Genomic DNA, 19,300 nt, shown 5'->3' with positions numbered 1-19,300 from the left:
GAGATTAACGTTTACTGAATTGAAATTTCTTACGGGCTTTCTTACGACCTGGTTTCTTACGCTCAACCATACGGTTATCACGTGTCATCAGTCCTTTAGCGCTCAAAGAAGATTTCGTCTCCGGATCCAGTTCTACTATTGCTTTGGCAATAGCTAAACGTACAGCACCTGCTTGTCCGTTTACTCCACCACCTGCAACGTTTACGATTACATCAAATTTACCGGTTGAACCAGATACTTCTAATGATTGTGTAACCACGTATTGCAATGGCAATGTTGGAAAATACTCTTTGTAATCTTTACCATTTACGGTAATCACGCCGCTTCCCTCAGTTAAATAAATGCGGGCAACTGCGGTTTTTCTTCTTCCTGAAGTGTTTGTAGTTGACATTTCTTTTCTCCTTTAATTACGGTTTAATGGTTTTTGGTGTTTGCGCAGCATGCGGATGTTCTGAACCTGCATAAACAAACAGGTTTTTGTACAAAGCTTTGCCCAAACGATTTTTTGGTAACATACCACGAACAGCTTTTTCAACTACACGTGTTGGATGTTTCGCCATTAACTCTTTTGGAGAAATGAATTTCTGACCGCCTGGATAGCCGGTATAGGAAACGTATTCTTTTTCTTCGAATTTGTTTCCGGTCAGTTTAATTTTGTCTGCATTGATGACAATCACATTGTCTCCGCAGTCTACGTGTGGGGTGAACGATGGCTTGTGTTTTCCTCTGATCATCATTGCGATCTTAGAAGACAAGCGCCCCAAAATCTCGCCTTGAGCGTCAACAACTACCCATTCTTTGTTAACGGTCGTTTTGTTGGCAGAGACAGTTTTGTAACTTAACGTATTCACTTGCTTGAATTTAAATTATTTAACAATTTCTATTACCCCTATTTATTAGGGACTGCAAAGATAGATTAATTACTTTAATAGTCAAGCGGTTGGTAGAGAATTGTTCCAGAGGTTTTTTTACCGGGGTATTCCAGGATCAAATCTAAGGTGGGTGTTTTAAATCTCCGGATTAGCTATCTTCCTTCCTTAATTTGTATTTCCCCCTAAATCATCATAACTTAATGAAAATTAAGGTTATGAACTTAAGTATTCTCTACCTTTTAGCAGGCTTCCTCATTCCTTTAATTCCCGCCTATATATTGTACAAAACATTGCCGGCGCAAACCAGCGTGAGCGGTCCGTTTAAAGGATTAACCATTAATTTGTCGGGAGCCTTTGCAGGATATTTTCTCCTGGTTCTGATTGCATTCGCTTTTACCCTAAAATACATGAATGATTCTACTTCAAAGCAGCTTGAAAAGGTAATTGCAGAAAATGAAAACCTGAAAAAACAGAATTCTGATTTATCCTCATTGTACGAACACTGGACAATTCAAGGTCAGATTGCAGCTGATCTACCGGAACAAACCAAATTGTTTGTTGATGCAAAAAATACGCATATAGCTTCTACCGGCGATTTTACAAGCAGTTTGTATCTTAAAAAAGAGAAAGGTACAGAGGTAATTCCAACTGCCCTTTGTTTTTTTAATTCTCAGGATGGTTATAAGGTTATAAACCTGAATCAGAAAACCTCTAAAGATTTTGAACTACTGGGAATTTCTATCAGTAAAGAGAAACATCAGATAGATATTCAGAAACCTATTAAACTCCGTAAGGCCATTCTTTTCAGGGATGGTAAACCCTGAATTAAAAATTAATACATATCTGTAACTTCATTATTCCCTGTAAAATCCTCTGATTAAATCCCTTACCCGAAATAATTATGCGTATTTATACAGCTATTGGTGAATTAACACATAACTTTACGAAATTTTAAATACGGATGCGTAAATATTTCGTATATGTATTTATTGGATTTATAACGCACAATTATTTTTTACGGGCCAGGAAAATGATCTTATATAATTCAGTACTTTATTAATAATTTAGCCCCTCATTAAATTTTAATTGTGATTATATTAATTTTCTTCTTTGCTCATTGGTTTCTCTCTCTATTTTTTCAAACCTTTTTTCTTCATCGGTATGCTTCACATAAGATGTTTACTTTTAGTAAAGGTTGGGAGAAGGTATTTTATATAATGACTTATATTTTCCAGGGATCCTCCTTTCTTAATCCCAGGGCCTATGCCATTTTACACCGCATGCATCATGCTTATAGCGATACGGAGCAGGATCCGCATTCACCTCATTTCTTTAAGGATATTTTTAGAATGACTTTTCATACCAAAAATATTTTTCAGAATGTTTTGAAGTATAAACATCTTCCTGAGAAGCGTTTTACAGGCAATTACCCGGAATGGAAATTCATGGATTTTTTAGGCAACACCGCATTTTCCAGAATTGGATTTGGCGTTTTATACACCTTGTTTTACGTATTTTTTGCTACACAATGGTGGATGTTTTTACTTTTGCCGATCCATTTTTTAATGGGGCCAATCCATGGCGCTATTGTTAACTGGTGCGGACACAAATACGGATATTCTAATTTTGATAATAAAGACAAATCAAAAAATACCACTCCATTTGATTTTTTGATGCTGGGCGAATTATTCCAGAATAACCACCACAAATTTCCAAACAGTCCGAATTTTGCAAAAAGATGGTTTGAATTCGACCCAGTTTATCCATTTATGCGATTATTGCACATGCTTCGGATTATTAAACTGCGCAAAATAGCAGGTTAATACCGTCAATGTAGAAATTCAATTTTATTAGATTTCTGTGTTGTTTAGCTCGATTTTTATTTGATACTTTGCAAAAAAAAATAAATCCATCTGTTAACAATGAACATTTCCTTTACATATCTTTCATCTACACCTGTCGCTAAAACGGCCAGGGTAGATCATAGATCAGGAAATTGTCCTTTCCCCGGAACCGTGTTTCTTACACTCCGACGACGATTTACGCCAAGGGCTTGAGCTCTGGCAAATCTTAAAAAACCGCTTATCTCCCGGTTTTAAATTCAATTAAAATATTTTTTCACCCAAGTAAAGACTAAAAACGTAGTCTTTTTTCCGCTTCAAAAACGGATTTTTTCTTCAAAAAACATGAAAGAAAACGAGTTTGTTGTTATACCAGCAACAGAAGAACATACCAAATACGCATCTCAGATATGTGATGAAATGGCCGAATCGGCTAAAGCCCGTGGCACAGGTATCGCCCGCCGTACTCCGGAATACGTCATGCTTAAAATGATAGAAGGCAAAGCGGTTATCGCCTTGCATACAGATGGAACATGGGCCGGCTTTTGTTATATAGAAACCTGGAGTCATGGTAAATTTGTGGCCAATTCCGGTTTAATTGTAAGCCCTCAGTTTAGAAATTGTGGATTGGCAAAAGCGATAAAATACAAAGTTTTCGAACTGTCACGTCAGAAATATCCGGATTCTAAAATATTTGGATTAACTACCGGTTTGGCCGTTATGAAAATTAATTCTGAACTGGGATATGAACCTGTAACCTATTCTGAATTATCGCAGGACGAAGAATTTTGGAAAGGTTGTCAAAGCTGCGTTAACTATGATATTCTTAAAAGCAAGGATCGCAAAAACTGCATGTGTACAGCTATGCTGTGGGATCCGGTAGAAAAGGCTAAAGAGATTGAAGAGAAGATGAAAAAGCTTTCGCACAAGGCATCGCTTTTAGAACGTATAGAGGCAAGCGTTAAGAAATCGGCTAAATTATTGCTCCCTGTTTTGTTTATGAGTTCAAGGCAGATTTAATTTCAAATCTGCAACTGTAAAAAATTAATATTATTCGGGACCTCAAATTTCCTCGCATAATCTCAATTATTATCCAATGAAGAAAAAAGTAGTTTTAGCATTTAGTGGCGGCCTGGATACCTCTTTTTGTTCTATATATTTATCTCAGGACCGGGGATTAGAAGTTCATTCTGTTATTGTAAATACGGGTGGATTTTCTGAAGATGAGCTTAAAGAAATTGAAAAAAGGGCATATGCTTTGGGAGTAACATCCCACGCAGTGGTTGATGAAACGGAGAGTTATTACAAAAACTGTATTAAATATCTGGTGTTTGGGAATGTGTTGAAAAACGCGTCCTACCCGCTTTCTGTAAGTGCCGAACGTGTTAGTCAGGCAACAGCTATTGCTCATTACGTAAAGAAAATCGGTGCAGGCTATGTGGCGCATGGAAGTACCGGTGCCGGTAATGATCAGGTACGCTTTGATATGATTTTCAATATCCTGATTCCTGAGGTAGAAATTATAACTCCTATACGTGATCTCAAATTAAGCCGCGAAGCGGAAATTGAGTATTTGAAAAATCATGGTGTTGAATACAGTGCAGAAAAAGCAAAATACTCCATTAATAAAGGTCTGTGGGGAACATCTGTTGGGGGAAAGGAAACACTTACTTCTAATGAATACCTTCCGGAAGAAGCCTGGCCAACTCAGGTAAGTGAGTCCAATTCTATTAAAGTAGAATTGCTATTTGAAGAAGGAGAATTGTGTGGCATTGATGGGATGAAAATGTCTCCGGTACAGGCCATTCAGAAATTGCAAAACATGGCTCAGCCTTATGGAATTGGTCGTGATATACATATTGGAGATACCATAATCGGAATTAAAGGACGTGTTGGTTTTGAAGCCGCCGCTCCTGTAATTATTATTAAAGCACACCATACCTTAGAAAAGCATACCCTTACTAAATGGCAGTTAAGCTGGAAAGAATCGCTGGCCTCTTTTTATGGCAACTGGCTTCATGAAGGTCAGTTTCACGATCCTGTGATGAGAAATATAGAAGCATTTCTGGCCGATACTCAGAAAACAGTATCGGGTAAAGTTTTTTTGGAGTTGCATCCGTACCGTTTCCAGATCCTTGGAATTGAGTCTGAACATGATCTGATGTCGAATAAATTTGGCAGCTACGGAGAAATGAATAATACATGGAGTGGTGAAGATGTGAAAGGCTTTTCGAAAATATTTGGCAACCAGGTAATGATCTGGCATAAGGTAAATGCCTCCGCAGCGCTCCGGCAAGGAGAACAGGAGGTAAATAATGAATAAGATAAAAGCTGGAATTATTGGCGGTGCAGGTTACACCGGCGGAGAGCTTATTCGCCTGCTTATCAATCATCCGCAGGTTGACATCGTCTTTATTCATAGTAACAGTAATGCTGGAAATGATGTATTTGAGGTTCATAAAGATCTATTAGGTGATACAGATTTAAAATTTTCGGGACATGAAGTTTTGAAATCTCTCGGATCTGCCGAAGATTTGACGTATGTGGATGTTTTATTTTTATGTGTTGGTCATAACGATTCGAAAAAATTTCTGGAGACGAATGAGATTGACTCCGAAATTAAGATTATTGATTTGAGTCAGGATTTCAGATTAAATCACAATTCCGATTTTGTTATTCAAAATCCTGAAGCAGATTTGAATCCTAAACCTCTAACCCGTCAGTTTTTTTACGGATTGCCGGAACTAAACCGCGAATCCATAAAATCAGCAAAGAATATTGCAAATCCCGGTTGTTTTGCCACATGTATACAATTAGGATTATTGCCTCTTGCCTCCAAGGGCTTATTGAAACGCGAGGTGCATGTGAATGCAACCACAGGTTCAACAGGCGCCGGACAAAGTTTATCGGCAACATCGCATTTTAGCTGGAGGAATAATAACTTATCAGTTTACAAGGCTTTTGAACATCAGCATTTATATGAAATAAGCCAGAGCTTGAATCAATTACAAGCCGATTTCATTCCACAGTTGGGCGGTCAGGGTATTTTAAATTTTATCCCGCAACGCGGAGATTTTCCCAGAGGGATTTTAGCTTCAATTTATCTTGAATGCGATTTGAGTTTAGATGAAGCCTATATATTATTTGAAAATTTTTATTCCGAACAGCCATTCACACATATCAGCAAAAATAATATCGATTTAAAGCAGGTGGTTAATACCAACAAATGCTTTATCTATCTTGAAAAGCATGGAAACAAGCTTTTTATTATTTCCATTATAGATAATTTATTAAAAGGTGCAAGCGGTCAAGCTCTTCAGAACATGAATCTGATGTTTGGGATAGAAGAAACAACAGGTTTGAGACTGAAAGCAACAGGGTTTTAGTTTAATAAAAATATTAATGAAGTTAAAGCAATGCTTATATCCTTAATAAATAAGGTTAGGAATCAAAAAACGTAAAAACCTCTCACTTAAAACTTACTATTTAAAACTTACAAAGTGAAACTCTTCGACGTATATCCGATCAACGATATAAATATTGTTAAAGCGTACGGCAGCAATGTTTGGGATGCAGCGGGAACAGAATATCTGGATCTGTATGGCGGCCATGCTGTTATTTCAATTGGTCATACTCATCCGCATTATTTGAAACGAATAACTGACCAGTTAAGTAAGGTTGGGTTTTATTCAAATTCTATTCAAATTCCAATACAACAGCAACTGGCCGAAAAGCTGGGGAAGATTTCAGGAAAAGAAGATTACAGGTTATTTCTGTGTAATTCGGGTGCAGAAGCAAATGAAAATGCCTTTAAGCTGGCCTCTTTTTACAACAAGCGTAAAAAGATTATTGCTTTCAAAGGAGCTTTTCATGGACGAACATCTCTGGCGGTTGCAGCAACTGATAATCCTAAAATTGTTGCTCCGGTTAATGAAACCGATCATGTAACTTTTCTGCCTTTTAATGATGTAGAGGCTTTGGAAAATGCTTTTGCAAAATTTGGCAATGAAATATCTTCAGTAATTGTTGAGGGAATTCAGGGTGTAGGCGGTATCCGGGTTGCTTCTGATATCTTTCTTAGAAAAATCCGATTGCTCTGTACGGAGTATAACTCTGTTTTTATAGCAGACAGCGTTCAATGCGGCTACGGAAGAAGCGGCAAATTTTATTCTCATGACTTCTCCGGAGTGAATGCCGATATATACAGTATGGCAAAAGGGATGGGCAATGGATTCCCGATAGGCGCCATTTCTATCGCCCCGCAATTTGAACCCTGGCATGGTATGCTTGGAACAACTTTTGGCGGTAATCACTTGGCATGCGCAGCTGCTCTTGCGGTTTTGGAGGTAATTAAGGAGGATAATCTGATGGAGAATGCTTCCGGTATTGGTACCTATCTGATTGAAGAACTAAAAAAGTTTTCTCAGATTCGGGAAGTTAGAGGTTGCGGACTAATGATTGGAATTGATCTACCGGAAGAACTTTCTCATGTAAAAAAAGATCTGCTGTTTAAGCAACATATTTTTACCGGCGAAGCTAAACCAAACGTAATTCGATTGCTCCCGGCATTAAATTTATCTAAATCTCAAGCCGAACAGTTTTTGGAGGCTTTTAATTCAACATTGTCATCCTGAATTTAGAGGATCGCACTAATCACAATTATGAAATTATTTTCCTCGGTAAAAGATATAAACGATTTAAAGCAACTAGTAAATGAGGCTCTTGAATTAAAAAAAGATCCGTACGGCTTTCAAAACCTGGGCAAAAACAAAACTTTGGGTTTGGTTTTTTTAAATCCGAGTCTTCGTACACGTCTAAGCACACAGAAAGCTGCCCTGAATCTGGGCATGAATGTAATGGTGATGAACATGGATAAAGATGGCTGGGCATTAGAAACCCGCGATGGGGTGGTTATGAACGGTACAACAGTAGAACATATTCGCGAAGCTGCAGCCGTAATGGGCGAGTATTGTGATATTTTGGGGCTGCGATCTTTTCCTAAACTTGAGGATAGAACAGAAGATTACAGCGAAAATCTGTTCCGTAAATTCGTTAAATTTTGCGGCGTTCCGGTAGTAAGTCTTGAAAGTGCAACCCTTCACCCTTTGCAAAGCCTGGCAGATTTGATAACAATTCAAGAGCAGAAGCAAACAGTGAAACCCAAAGTGGTCTTATCATGGGCTCCCCATGTAAAGTCTTTGCCGCAGGCGGTTCCCAATTCTTTTTCAGAATGGATGTGCCGGGCGCAGCAGGAAGGCTTGGTCGATTTTGTAATTACTCACCCGGAAGGATATGAACTAGCTGAAGAGTTTACCGCGGGCGCATCAATAACCTATAACCAAGAAGAGGCCTTGGAAAATGCTGATTTTATTTATGTAAAGAATTGGTCTTCCTACCGGGAATATGGAAAAATATTGTCAGAAGGTGAAGGCTGGATGATTGATAACAAAAAATTAGAAAGCAGTAATAACGCACAAATAATGCATTGTTTGCCTGTTCGGCGAGACCTTGAACTTTCTTCAGAAATACTCGACGGACCAAATTCACTGGTTATAAAAGAGGCCGGAAACCGGGTGTGGGCTGCTCAGGTAGTCTTGAAAAAAATGCTCGAAAAGCTTTAACAATTGCACGCTGTGGGATGATTTTTACTCTCGTTCAAAATGACAAGATAGAAAATGGAAAAACTAAATGTCCTGAAAATTGGTGGAAATGTAATAGACGATCCCCGAAATATGGAACAATTCTTACAGGATTTTGCCGCTATTGAAGGATATAAAATATTGATCCACGGAGGCGGTAAAATTGCAAGCAGAATTTCCCTCGATCTGGGTATCGAAGCAAAACTGGTTGAAGGCCGCAGAATTACTGATGCTGAAAGCTTAAAAGTTGTGACAATGGTTTATGCCGGTTTGGTCAATAAATCAATTGTGGCTCAGCTTCAGGCAAAAGATTGTAATGCAATTGGACTTTGCGGTGCCGACGGTAATCTGATTAAAGCCAGCAAGCGCCCTGTAAAAGCTATTGATTATGGTTTTGCAGGCGACCTGGATAATAACTCCATCGCGGCAGGCTCCCTTAAAAAGTTATTGGAAACTGGTTTTATTCCGGTTTTCTCCGCTATCACCCATGACGGGAACGGACAATTACTTAATACCAATGCCGATACCATTGCTTCTGCCATCGCGGTAGCATTATCCCCATACTATGGAACCAGTTTAGTATATTGTTTTGATAAAAAGGGAGTTTTAGAGAATATAGAGAATGAAGATTCTGTTATCAGAGAAATCAGGTCATCAGATTTTGAATCATTAAAAGAAAAGAAAATAATTGCTGACGGCATGATTCCCAAGCTGCACAATGCATTTCAATCTATAAATAACGGAGTCAGGGAAGTATATATCGGCAAAGCCGCTGAACTCTCTTTTTTAAACAAAAATCTCTCTTTTGGAACTAGATTAATTCAATAAGGCTATGGATAAGAGCTCGAATAAAATAGCAATTTTAGGTAGTGGGAATATAGGCACCTCACTTGCAAAAGGATTAATCGCATCAGGCTATTGTCCCGCTGATCACATTACGCTCACCCGCCGCAATCTTCAAAAAGTTTCTGCCCAGGCAGAGCAGGGTTTTAAAGTAACAGATCAAAATTTTGAAGCTGTTAAAGAATCCTCTGTAATAATTATTGCGGTGTTACCTCAGCAATTAAATGGTTTGCTGGATGAAATTGCTTTGGCTATTGATCCTCTCAGGCATTTAATTATTTCTGTGGTTTCGGGTGTTACCTGCGAAAATATCCGGTCAAAGCTGGGAGATAAAGTGCAGGTGGTAAGAGCAATGCCCAACACCGCTATCGCCATCCGCCAGTCAATGACTTGCATTGCATCTGATAATTCAGAGGCCGAAAATCTTGAAGAAGTAAAGGCTATGTTTGAAACTGTTGGAGCTATAATTCAGATTAACGAGGAGTTGATGACTGCTGCAACTGCATTGTGTGCCTGCGGAATAGCATTTTTTCTGAGGGCGATAAGGGCTGCCTCGCAGGGAGGGGTTGAAATTGGCTTTCATGCAGATGAGGCCCTTAAGATGGCTGCTCAAACTGCTAAAGGAGCCGCTGATCTTTTGCTGCAGCATAACAGTCATCCGGAGCAGGAAATAGATAAAGTTACCTCCCCGAAAGGCTGTACCATTGCCGGTCTCAATGAAATGGAGCATCAGGGCTTTAGTTCATCACTGATAAAGGGTATTAAGCTTTCTGCACTTAAGGCCGGCGGATTATATATTAAGGAGTAAGAGCGATGATTGAAATATTAGCTGCAGAAAGTATTGAATTACTTAAAAATCTAATTTCTACTCCATCCTTTAGTAAGGAAGAGGATGAAACTGCTTTAATTATTGAGTCTTTTTTGCAGAAGCATGGAATAAAAACGCAGCGAAAACTGAATAATATCTGGGCGTTTAACCAGTATTTCGATGATAAAAAGCCTACCATTTTATTAAACTCACATCACGATACGGTTAAACCAAATTCCGGATATTCTTGTGATCCGTTCGAAGCAAAAATTGAAGATGGTAAGTTATATGGACTTGGCAGTAACGATGCAGGAGGATGTTTGGTTTCCCTTATCGCTACCTTCATTTATTATTACAGCAGGGAAGATTTAAAATATAATTTATGTATTGCTGCTACCGCAGAAGAGGAAATTTCAGGCAGAAATGGCCTTGAACTTATTATTCCGGATTTGGGTGAACTGGATTTTGCCATTGTTGGCGAACCTACCGAAATGCATTTAGCAATAGCCGAACGCGGATTAATGGTTTTAGACTGTGTGGCAAAAGGCAAAGCGGGACACGCAGCACGCGAAGAAGGTGAGAATGCAATTTATAAAGCCTTAATGGATATAGAATGGTTTCGCAGCTACCGCTTTTCAAAAGAATCTAAATTATTCGGACCTGTAAAAATGTGTGTCACCATTATTGAAGCTGGCTCACAGCATAATGTGGTACCTGCACTTTGTAAATTTACGGTCGACATACGCGTTACGGATGCCTATCGAAACGAAGAAATTCTTAAGATTATTCGTACACATGTATCCTGCGAGGTAATACCGAGATCATTGCGCTTAAAGCCATCTTTTATTGATACCGGACATCCCATTGTACAGGCCGGAATTTCTTTGGGACGAAAAACCTATGGCTCTCCAACTACCAGTGATCAGGCATTACTGGATATTCCATCCCTGAAAATGGGCCCCGGCGATTCAGCCCGATCGCATATGGCTGATGAATATATTTTTATCAATGAGATAACTGAAGGAATTGGGATATATGTGAAAATGATTGATCAGATTATTTTAAAAACCTAAATCAGAATGTGGCAAAAAAATAAAGAAATAGAAAAATCAGTAGACAAATTCACCGTTGGCAAAGACCGTGAGCTTGATCTGCAAATGGCTGCATTTGATGTGCTGGGTTCATTGGCTCATACTCAAATGCTTGAAAGCATCGGACTGCTAAGTTCAGATGATTTAAAACTTATTCAGCAGGAGCTTAAAAATATTTACCGTGAAATAGCGGATGGTCAATTTTCCATTGATGATAACGTGGAGGATGTACATTCTCAGGTAGAGTTTTTGCTGACCCAACGTATTGGAGAAGCTGGTAAAAAGATTCATAGCGGCCGCTCTCGTAATGATCAGGTGCTGGTTGATCTGAAATTATTTTTCAGGAGCCGGATAGAACAGATGGTTCATAATTCAGACTTGCTTTTCCGGCAGTTAATCCGCCAAAGCGAAGAAAATAAAGATAAACTCCTTCCGGGATACACTCATTTACAAATTGCAATGCCTTCTTCATTTGGGCTGTGGTTTGGCGCCTACGCCGAAAGCCTGGCAGATGATATGGAATTAATGCGTGCAGCCTGGAAGATTGTAAACAAAAATCCGCTGGGTTCTGCCGCAGGTTACGGTTCGTCTTTTCCCTTGAACAGAACCATGACCACCGAATTGCTCGGCTTTGAAACGCTGAATTACAATGTTGTGTATGCCCAGATGGGTCGGGGAAAAACGGAGCGGATTCTGGCTCAGGCTATGTCTTCTGTGGCGGCCACGCTGGCAAAACTGGCTATGGATGTTTGCCTGTTTATCAATCAGAATTTTGCTTTTATCAGTTTTCCTGATGAACTGACCACGGGTTCGAGCATTATGCCTCATAAAAAAAACCCGGATGTTTTTGAACTGATTCGATCGAGATGCAATAAGATTCAGGCCCTGCCCAATGAAATTGCTATGATGACCACAAACCTTCCATCGGGTTATCACCGAGATCTTCAACTTCTAAAAGAAAATCTGTTTCCTGCTTTTCAATCCTTAAACGAATGCCTGGAGATGACCGCGTTTATGCTTCAGAATATCTGCGTAAGCGATAACCTCTTAAATGACGAGAAATACGCTTATTTATTTAGTGTAGAAGCTGTAAATGCCGAAGTTCTAAAAGGTGTTCCCTTCCGTGAAGCGTATCAAAAAATAGGCTCATTGATACAGGCAGGAGAATTTAAGGCACCTGCAAAACTGGAGCATACGCATGAGGGAAGTATAGGTAATTTGTGCAATGAGGAGATAAGCCATATTTTTGCTGCAACAATTCGAGAGTTCAACTTCGAAAAAGTTAACCGGGCCCTGGAAGCATTGCTTGCAAAACAGGCATAATATTAGTACCTTGAAAGCCGCCAAGGTGGTTTTTACATATTTAAATTTGAAATGGGAATGAGTGTATCTGTATTAGCACAGACTTTAAAAGGATCTGAAATTATAAAAATAGGCGGGGAGATTAATGAGCTTAAACGCAAAGGTGAAAAGATTGCTAATCTGACAATCGGGGATTTTGATCCCTCAATTTACCCCATTCCAATGGGATTAAAACATGGTATTATCGATGCTTATCATGCAAATCATACCAACTATCCTCCGGCGGATGGAGTAACTGTTTTAAGAGAAAATATATCCACATTTTTAAAGGAACGTTTTCATCTTGATTATCAAATAAATGAGGTTTTGGTAGCGGGTGGTTCACGTCCGTTAATTTATGCCACCTATCTTGCTTTGGTTGATCCGGGAGACAAAGTTGTTTACCCAACACCATCCTGGAACAATAATCATTATTGCCATTTGTCTGGTGCAAACGGAATTCCGGTTCCAACCAGTGCCGATAATAATTTTATGCCCAGAGCTGAAGATATTCGTCCGCATTTAAAAGGAGCAACCATGCTGGCTTTATGTTCCCCGCTAAATCCTACCGGGACAATGTTTGCTAAAAAAGACCTGGAAGAGATTTGCGACCTTGTTATCGAAGAAAATAGCAGTCGTTCGGAAGATGAAAAACCGCTTTATATTTTATATGATCAGATTTATTCACTTCTAACTTTTTCAGATAAAAAACATTATGACCCGGTTACTTTACGACCTGAATTAAGAGAGTACGTAATTTATATTGATGGTATATCAAAATGCTTTGCCGCAACCGGAGTAAGGGTGGGCTGGGCTTTCGGTCCTCAGAATATAATTGGTAAAATGCGCTCTATTCTTGGTCATGTGGGCGCATGGGCACCAAAAGCAGAGCAAATTGCTACCGCAAAGTTTTTAACTCAAACCGCCGACCTGAACACCTATCTGAAAAATTTCAAAAATCAGCTTCAGCTTAGTCTGGATACATTATATCAGGGTGTAAAGCAGTTAAAATCAGAAGGTTTTGAGGTAGATTCTATTGACCCGATGGGGGCCATTTACCTTACGGTGAAAATTGATTACACCGGAAAAACTACTCCCGACGGCGATCTGCTTCAGTCAAGCGCTGATGTGAATTTCTATCTGATAAAAGAAGCAAAAATTGCTTTTGTTCCGTTTTCTGCATTTGGATCTGATAGCAGTATGAACTGGTTCAGAGCTTCTGTTGGAGGCTGCTCTCTAGCAGATATTCAGGGAATGCTTCCGCGGTTAAAAGCAGCACTTGAAAAGTTGAAATAGGATTTTCTCAGAAAACAACATATGTAGCCCTGCCATAAGCGGGGCTTTTTTTATTAATAAAAATGGGCATTTTTGCAATATGACTTTTGGAACCCTTTATCTCATACCGGTGCCTCTGGCCGAAAACGCTTCTGCCAAATCCTTTACCCCGTATCTAACTGAAACAATTAATCAGATTAACGAATATATTGTTGAGAACAGTAAAACCGCAAGGCGATTTTTAAAAGAAGCCGGTTTAAAAATTCCGCAAAGCGAGCTCATTATTCATGATTATGGCAAGCACAATCGCGAGGGTAACCTTAACGAATTTTTTGGCGGACTACTGGCAGGCAAAGATGTGGGTTTAATGAGTGAAGCAGGGTGTCCCGGCATTGCCGATCCGGGAGCAGAAATTGTGGCTTTGGCACATCAGAAAGGAATAAAAGTTGTTCCGCTGGTTGGTCCGAGTTCTATTTTGCTAGCGCTGATGGCTTCCGGATTTAACGGACAAAGTTTCACATTTCATGGATATTTACCTATTGATAAAGTACAGCGTTCCCAGAAAATAAAGGAGCTGGAAAACCTGGCTGAAAAAAACAACCAAACCCAGTTATTTATAGAAACTCCCTTCCGTAATAATCCAATGCTGGAAGAGATTCTGAAAACCTGTAATCCTCAAAGCAGATTGTGCATTGCCTGTAATTTAACCGCAAACGACGAAATGGTGCAAACTAAAACAATTGCCGCCTGGAAAAAGCAGGTCCCTGATTTGCATAAAAAACCCGTTATATTTTTACTGTTTAAAAAGTAGGCCTTAATCAATCAAAAACTGCCAGTTCTTCATCATAAGACGCCCATACCATATAAGGATGTGAATCTGAATGATAGACTTCTCCGTTGGCCGATATTCCAATTATACCTGCAAAACCATCTATTTCCTTCAGCTCGGCAAAAGATTTATCAGTTGCATCCTTTAAAGAAAATCCATCGCTTACGCGGGTAACAATTTTAGCCGCCAAAGCAGTGCTGACAATATCTTCTCCAACACCTGTGCAGGATATGCCGGCAAAGCTGTTAGCATAATTGCCGGCAACGGTGGCAGAATCACTAACCCTGGAAGGAATTTCAAAACCTTTGCCACCCGTAGAAGTTCCGGCAGCCAGTTTTCCTTCAGCATCAAAAGCCACGCAACCAACTGTTCCAAGTCTTGAAGCCTGGGCCAGTTTGGCCATATATTCATTGCGGCGCTGTTCTATCTCGGGATTAAAATATTCAAATCCATTTTCGCGGGCAAAATTTAACGCTCCCAAATCGCTTAAAACGCTATCATCATAGCCAATTAATTTTTCTGCAATCTGGATGGGATTTTTAACATCCTGAATATTGATAACACCTGAAAATTTTTTAGAAGAGCCATCCATTAAAGATGCACTTAGCCTGATCTTGCCATCGCTTTGTATCTGAGATCCTAAGCCCGCATTAAAAAGGTCGCAATCTTCTAATAAGGAAACGGCATATACTACGGTTTCCAGCGCAGAATGATTACTTAAGTATTGATAGGCTTTTGTAGCAATAGCTCCCAAAGCATCCTGCTTGGCTTTTTTTACACTTTGATTGGTATGAGATTCGCTGAAAAATCCGCCGTGAATTATAAGTTTTGTTCTCATTAATCAATGCTCTGGTCTCTAACTTTTAAATATACTCCGGGTTCTACCTTAATCGTCTTATTGATTTTTAGCTCGTGCAGATGCAGATCGTATTTATCAAAAATTGACATGACATGTACCCGTAAATTATCAATGGAAACAGGAGATCCCATTTCCACATCGTAAATACTGGTTTCGCTGATGTATCTTCCGTCAACCAGAATAGTTAATCCCGAACCAATTGCTTCCATGCAATTTCCATCTGTAACCAACAAACCTGCATCTTCGCCCAAGCCAATTCCCAGCATTCCTGGGTTACTGGCCACTGCATAAAACAGCCGGCCAATCCTTCCACGCTGTACAAAATGAGTATCAATGATAACCCCGTCTAAAAAACCCAGGCCACCGGTCATTTGCACTTCGCCCTTAATTAAAGCTTCGCTGCTGCTTCCGCGATAAATCATATTGGTAGAAGCTGCGGCAGCTCCGGCAGAAGTACCGGCAACCATGAAATCTTCCTCCTGGTATTTTCTTTTCATTGTGGTCAGAAACTGAGTTCCTCCAAAAATTGAACTGAGCCGCAACTGATCACCACCGCTAAAAATAACGGCATCAGCTTTTTCCAGCCGATCGAGATATTCTTTACTGTTAGCCTCTTCGCGGGTTTTTATAGGTAGTACATTTACGTTATTTACCTGTAACTGATTAAAAGATTTAATGTATTCCGGGCCCACAATATCCGGTATTTGCGAAGCAGTTGTTATTACTTCAATTACCGAATCTTCTGCTTTAGCAGATTCGGTAATCACTCTTTTCAAGATTCCTCTTTCAAAAAATTTAATATAATGCGGATGGCTGATATTTTCGTTAAAACTTAATGAACTTCCCAGATCAACTGCTCCTCCTATTATAACGAGTTTGCCTTTTGGAACCATAAGGGTGTATTTATTTCAATAATTTCAAATATATAATTACAAAAAGTAAGTTTAAACATTACTTTTAAAACTTATCCACAAAAAACTTTATATATTGACCTTGTTTTAGATTTTAGGTTTAATCAATTGCTATTCTTGCAGGAAAATTAGGAGATAAAATAACCGGGAAAAACAAATAAACCCCGCCATGGTTTCTGTTCATCAGACAGTAAGTATCCATGAAAAATTAAGCAACAATAAGGTTATACCAAAAACGCCCTGCAATAGGGTCAATAAAAAAATGAACAAAAATTGAACAATAAAATTGCATTTCTCCTTCATTATAAACCTTCTTTTTCCATCCGCACATTTCAAATTAAAGTCAAATGAAAATCCTTGGCATTCAAATATTAAAAGGACCAAATATCTGGTCAATCCGCAGAAAAAAATTAATTCAAATGCGGCTCGATCTGGAAGAGCTGGAGCAGTTTCCAACGAATAAAATAGAAGGATTTCGGGAACGAATTGAAAGTCTTTTGCCAAGTCTGTTCAAACACCGTTGTTCTCCGGGCTATGAAGGCGGATTATTTGAACGGATTGATCAGGGAACCTGGATGGGTCATGTAATTGAGCATATAGCCTTAGAAATACAAACCCTTGCGGGTATGGAAACAGGCTTTGGACGTACCCGCGAAACAAAAACCAGTGGAATTTACAATGTAGTTTTCAATTATCTGGAAGAATCTGTAGGTGTTTATGCGGCCGAAGCTTCAGTACGAATTGCAGAAGCGTTGATTGCCGGGCATGAATATGATCTTGAACAGGACATTATGGCCATGAAGAAAATGCGTGAGCGTGAGCGTTTCGGCCCAAGTACCGGTTCCATTATAGATGAAGCTGTTGCCCGCCGCATTCCGTATATCCGCTTAAATTCCAGTTCTCTGGTTCAATTAGGTTATGGCAAAAACCAGGTCAGATTCAGAGCCACCATGACGGATAAAACCAGCTCTATCGCCGTAGATATTGCCGGAAATAAAGACGAAACTAAACGGATGCTGCAGGAGCAGGCAATCCCGGTAGCTAAAGGCTTAACCATAAGCAATCAGGAAGGTCTGGAAGAAGCGCTTTCTAAAGTCGGCTTCCCCTTGGTTTTTAAACCCTTAAACGGAAACCATGGCAAGGGAGCTACAATAAACGTTAAAACAAAAGAAGAAGCCGTAGAAGCTTTCGCCTTCGCTCAAAAATATTCTAACCGCGTTATTGTGGAGAGATTTATAACCGGGCATGATTTCAGAGTTTTGGTTATTGACAACCAGATGGTAGCCGCCGCACAGCGGGTTCCGGCAAATGTTGTTGCCGACGGACAGCATACTATTCAGGAATTAATTGATATTGAAAATAATGATCCGCGGAGAGGTTACGGTCATGAAAATGTGCTGACAGAAATAACTGTTGACAGGGATACATTGGATCTGCTCGAAAAAAGGGGCTATACCTTAGAAAGTATCCCGAAAGCAAAAGAAGTTATCTGCTTAAAATCTACAGCAAATTTAAGTACCGGAGGAACATCAATTGATGTTACGGATATGGTTCATCCCCAAAATGTATTTATTTGCGAACGTATCGCCCGGGTAATAGGTTTAGACATATGCGGAATTGATATAATGGCCAATAACTTAACCCAGCCATTAACCGAAAACGGAGGAGTAGTTCTGGAAGTAAACGCCGCCCCGGGTTTCCGGATGCACCTTGCTCCAAGCGAAGGACTTCCTAGAAATGTGGCCGCACCCGTTTTGGATATGCTTTATCCTCCCGGAAAATCTGCTCGCATTCCCATAATTGCCATTACCGGCACCAATGGAAAAACAACTACTACACGTTTAATAGCTCATATTGTTAAAAATAATGGTTACAGAGTAGGATTTACTACTTCAGACGGAGTATATATTCAAAACTCAATGATGCTGAAAGGCGATACAACCGGTCCAAAAAGTGCTGAGTTTGTCATGAAAGATCCTACGGTAGAATTTGCCGTTCTGGAGACGGCCCGTGGAGGAATTTTACGATCTGGTTTAGGCTTTAATTCGTGTGATATTGCAGTTATTACCAATATTCAGGAAGATCATTTAGGTATCTCTGATATTCATAATCTGGATGATTTATCAAGGGTTAAGGAAGTTGTAGTTGGATCGGTAAAAAATGAAGGCTGGGCAATTTTGAATGCAGATGATAAACATTGCGTTAAAATCGGGAAGAAAGCACGCTGCCACGTAGCTTATTTTACCATGGATGAAAAAAATCCGGTAGTAAAAGATCATTGTCGTAAAGGAGGAGTGGCGGCTATTTACGAAAACGGTTTTATTACCATAAAAAAGGGGGACTGGAAAATTCGCATTGCAAAAGTAACTCATATTCCCATCACGTTTAACGGAACGGTTAGTTTCATGGTTCAGAATGCACTTGCAGCAAGTTTGGCAACCTTTTCCTGGGGTTTTAAAATTCAGGATATTCGTTTATCTCTTGAAACGTTCATTCCTTCAGCAGCGCAGACTCCAGGCAGAATGAATATTTTTGAGTTTAAGGATTTCAAGATTATGGTAGATTTTGCTCATAATCCGGATGGCTTAAACGGTATAAAAGAATTTTTAGAGACCCTGGACGTAAGCAATCATGTAGGTGTTATTTCCGGAACCGGCGATCGCAGAGATGACGATCTGCGGGAAATAGGACGTATTTCTGCACGGATGTTTGATGAGATAATTATTTGTCAGGAAAAATACCTGCGTGGACGAACCCGCGAAAACATAATCGGTTTACTTCAGGAAGGTATTCATGAAGTGAAGCCTGAAATGCACATAGAATTTATCCATAATGGTAAAGATGCTCTGAAACACGTTATAAAAACTTCGCAGCACGGCTCCTTTACAACCATTATCGGAGATTCAATTTCTGATGCGGTTGAACTTGTTCAATCTTATCAGGATAAGGAAATAGGAATTTAACCTTTTAAATTCAGGCTGAGAATATGGG

General features: G+C 39.5%; 18 protein-coding genes. 14 read left to right on the top strand and 4 right to left on the bottom strand.

Annotation, left to right across the window (positions count from 1 at the left end; translation table 11 throughout):
• Positions 1-4 precede the first annotated feature (4 nt).
• Positions 5-391, bottom strand: coding sequence for a 30S ribosomal protein S9 (gene rpsI, locus G521_RS0103300; RefSeq protein WP_026897249.1), 387 nt, complete (start codon positions 389-391; stop codon positions 5-7).
• A 16-nt stretch (positions 392-407) separates the two neighbouring features.
• The gene (gene rplM / locus G521_RS0103295) at positions 408-851 is read right to left on the bottom strand and encodes a 50S ribosomal protein L13 (RefSeq protein WP_026897248.1); all 444 of its coding nucleotides are present in this window, start codon (positions 849-851) and stop codon (positions 408-410) included.
• A gap of 221 nt (positions 852-1,072) precedes the next feature.
• On the opposite strand from rplM, the gene G521_RS0103290 reads away from it, so the two are divergent.
• The 13 genes from G521_RS0103290 (at position 1,073) to G521_RS0103230 (ending at position 14,521) form a co-directional block, all read left to right on the top strand.
• Complete coding sequence (locus G521_RS0103290; RefSeq protein ID WP_026897247.1) at positions 1,073-1,696, top strand: hypothetical protein; 624 nt, start codon at positions 1,073-1,075, stop codon at positions 1,694-1,696.
• Positions 1,697-1,960: 264 nt separating this feature from the next.
• Complete coding sequence (locus G521_RS0103285) at positions 1,961-2,695, top strand: acyl-CoA desaturase (RefSeq protein ID WP_026897246.1); 735 nt, start codon at positions 1,961-1,963, stop codon at positions 2,693-2,695.
• Between the two features lie 363 nt (positions 2,696-3,058).
• The gene (locus G521_RS0103280) at positions 3,059-3,733 is read left to right on the top strand and encodes an N-acetyltransferase (protein ID WP_026897245.1); all 675 of its coding nucleotides are present in this window, start codon (positions 3,059-3,061) and stop codon (positions 3,731-3,733) included.
• A gap of 76 nt (positions 3,734-3,809) precedes the next feature.
• Positions 3,810-5,036 carry an argininosuccinate synthase gene (locus tag G521_RS16400; RefSeq protein WP_051189421.1) on the top strand — a complete coding sequence of 409 codons (1,227 nt, stop codon included), beginning with the start codon at positions 3,810-3,812 and terminating at the stop codon, positions 5,034-5,036.
• Positions 5,029-6,099: an N-acetyl-gamma-glutamyl-phosphate reductase gene (argC, locus tag G521_RS0103270; RefSeq protein ID WP_026897244.1), complete on the top strand. Its 1,071-nt coding sequence runs from the start codon at positions 5,029-5,031 to the stop codon at positions 6,097-6,099. Before G521_RS16400 ends, argC begins: the two co-directional genes overlap by 8 nt.
• A gap of 114 nt (positions 6,100-6,213) precedes the next feature.
• Positions 6,214-7,347: an aspartate aminotransferase family protein gene (locus tag G521_RS0103265; protein ID WP_026897243.1), complete on the top strand. Its 1,134-nt coding sequence runs from the start codon at positions 6,214-6,216 to the stop codon at positions 7,345-7,347.
• A 27-nt stretch (positions 7,348-7,374) separates the two neighbouring features.
• Positions 7,375-8,334 carry a Rossmann-fold NAD(P)-binding domain-containing protein gene (locus G521_RS0103260; protein ID WP_026897242.1) on the top strand — a complete coding sequence of 320 codons (960 nt, stop codon included), beginning with the start codon at positions 7,375-7,377 and terminating at the stop codon, positions 8,332-8,334.
• A gap of 54 nt (positions 8,335-8,388) precedes the next feature.
• The gene (gene argB, locus G521_RS0103255) at positions 8,389-9,180 is read left to right on the top strand and encodes an acetylglutamate kinase (protein ID WP_026897241.1); all 792 of its coding nucleotides are present in this window, start codon (positions 8,389-8,391) and stop codon (positions 9,178-9,180) included.
• A 4-nt stretch (positions 9,181-9,184) separates the two neighbouring features.
• Positions 9,185-10,003 (top strand): pyrroline-5-carboxylate reductase, encoded by an 819-nt coding sequence (gene proC / locus G521_RS0103250; RefSeq protein ID WP_026897240.1) that lies wholly within the window; start codon positions 9,185-9,187, stop codon positions 10,001-10,003.
• 5 nt (positions 10,004-10,008) lie between these two features.
• On the top strand, positions 10,009-11,076 hold the full coding sequence (locus G521_RS0103245; RefSeq protein WP_026897239.1) for a M20 family metallo-hydrolase: 1,068 nt from the start codon (positions 10,009-10,011) through the stop codon (positions 11,074-11,076).
• The gene (gene argH / locus G521_RS0103240) at positions 11,077-12,417 is read left to right on the top strand and encodes an argininosuccinate lyase (RefSeq protein ID WP_026897238.1); all 1,341 of its coding nucleotides are present in this window, start codon (positions 11,077-11,079) and stop codon (positions 12,415-12,417) included.
• Positions 12,418-12,474: 57 nt separating this feature from the next.
• Entirely contained in the window at positions 12,475-13,731 is a 1,257-nt protein-coding gene (locus G521_RS0103235; RefSeq protein WP_026897237.1) for a pyridoxal phosphate-dependent aminotransferase, read from the top strand.
• A gap of 79 nt (positions 13,732-13,810) precedes the next feature.
• Positions 13,811-14,521 carry an SAM-dependent methyltransferase gene (locus tag G521_RS0103230; RefSeq protein WP_026897236.1) on the top strand — a complete coding sequence of 237 codons (711 nt, stop codon included), beginning with the start codon at positions 13,811-13,813 and terminating at the stop codon, positions 14,519-14,521.
• Positions 14,522-14,528: 7 nt separating this feature from the next.
• On the opposite strand, the gene G521_RS0103225 is transcribed toward G521_RS0103230, so the two are convergent.
• Positions 14,529-15,377, bottom strand: coding sequence for an isoaspartyl peptidase/L-asparaginase (locus G521_RS0103225; protein WP_026897235.1), 849 nt, complete (start codon positions 15,375-15,377; stop codon positions 14,529-14,531).
• Positions 15,377-16,291, bottom strand: coding sequence for a cyanophycinase (locus G521_RS0103220; protein WP_026897234.1), 915 nt, complete (start codon positions 16,289-16,291; stop codon positions 15,377-15,379). The genes G521_RS0103225 and G521_RS0103220 overlap by 1 nt, the downstream gene beginning before the upstream one ends.
• A 365-nt stretch (positions 16,292-16,656) precedes the next feature.
• On the opposite strand from G521_RS0103220, the gene cphA reads away from it, so the two are divergent.
• On the top strand, positions 16,657-19,272 hold the full coding sequence (gene cphA, locus G521_RS0103210; protein ID WP_026897233.1) for a cyanophycin synthetase: 2,616 nt from the start codon (positions 16,657-16,659) through the stop codon (positions 19,270-19,272).
• Positions 19,273-19,300: the final 28 nt, after the last annotated feature.

The organism is Daejeonella oryzae DSM 19973, assembly GCF_000422945.1.
GTDB classification, from domain to species: Bacteria; Bacteroidota; Bacteroidia; order Sphingobacteriales; family Sphingobacteriaceae; genus Daejeonella; species Daejeonella oryzae.
This window is presented reverse-complemented; position numbering and strand designations above follow the sequence as displayed.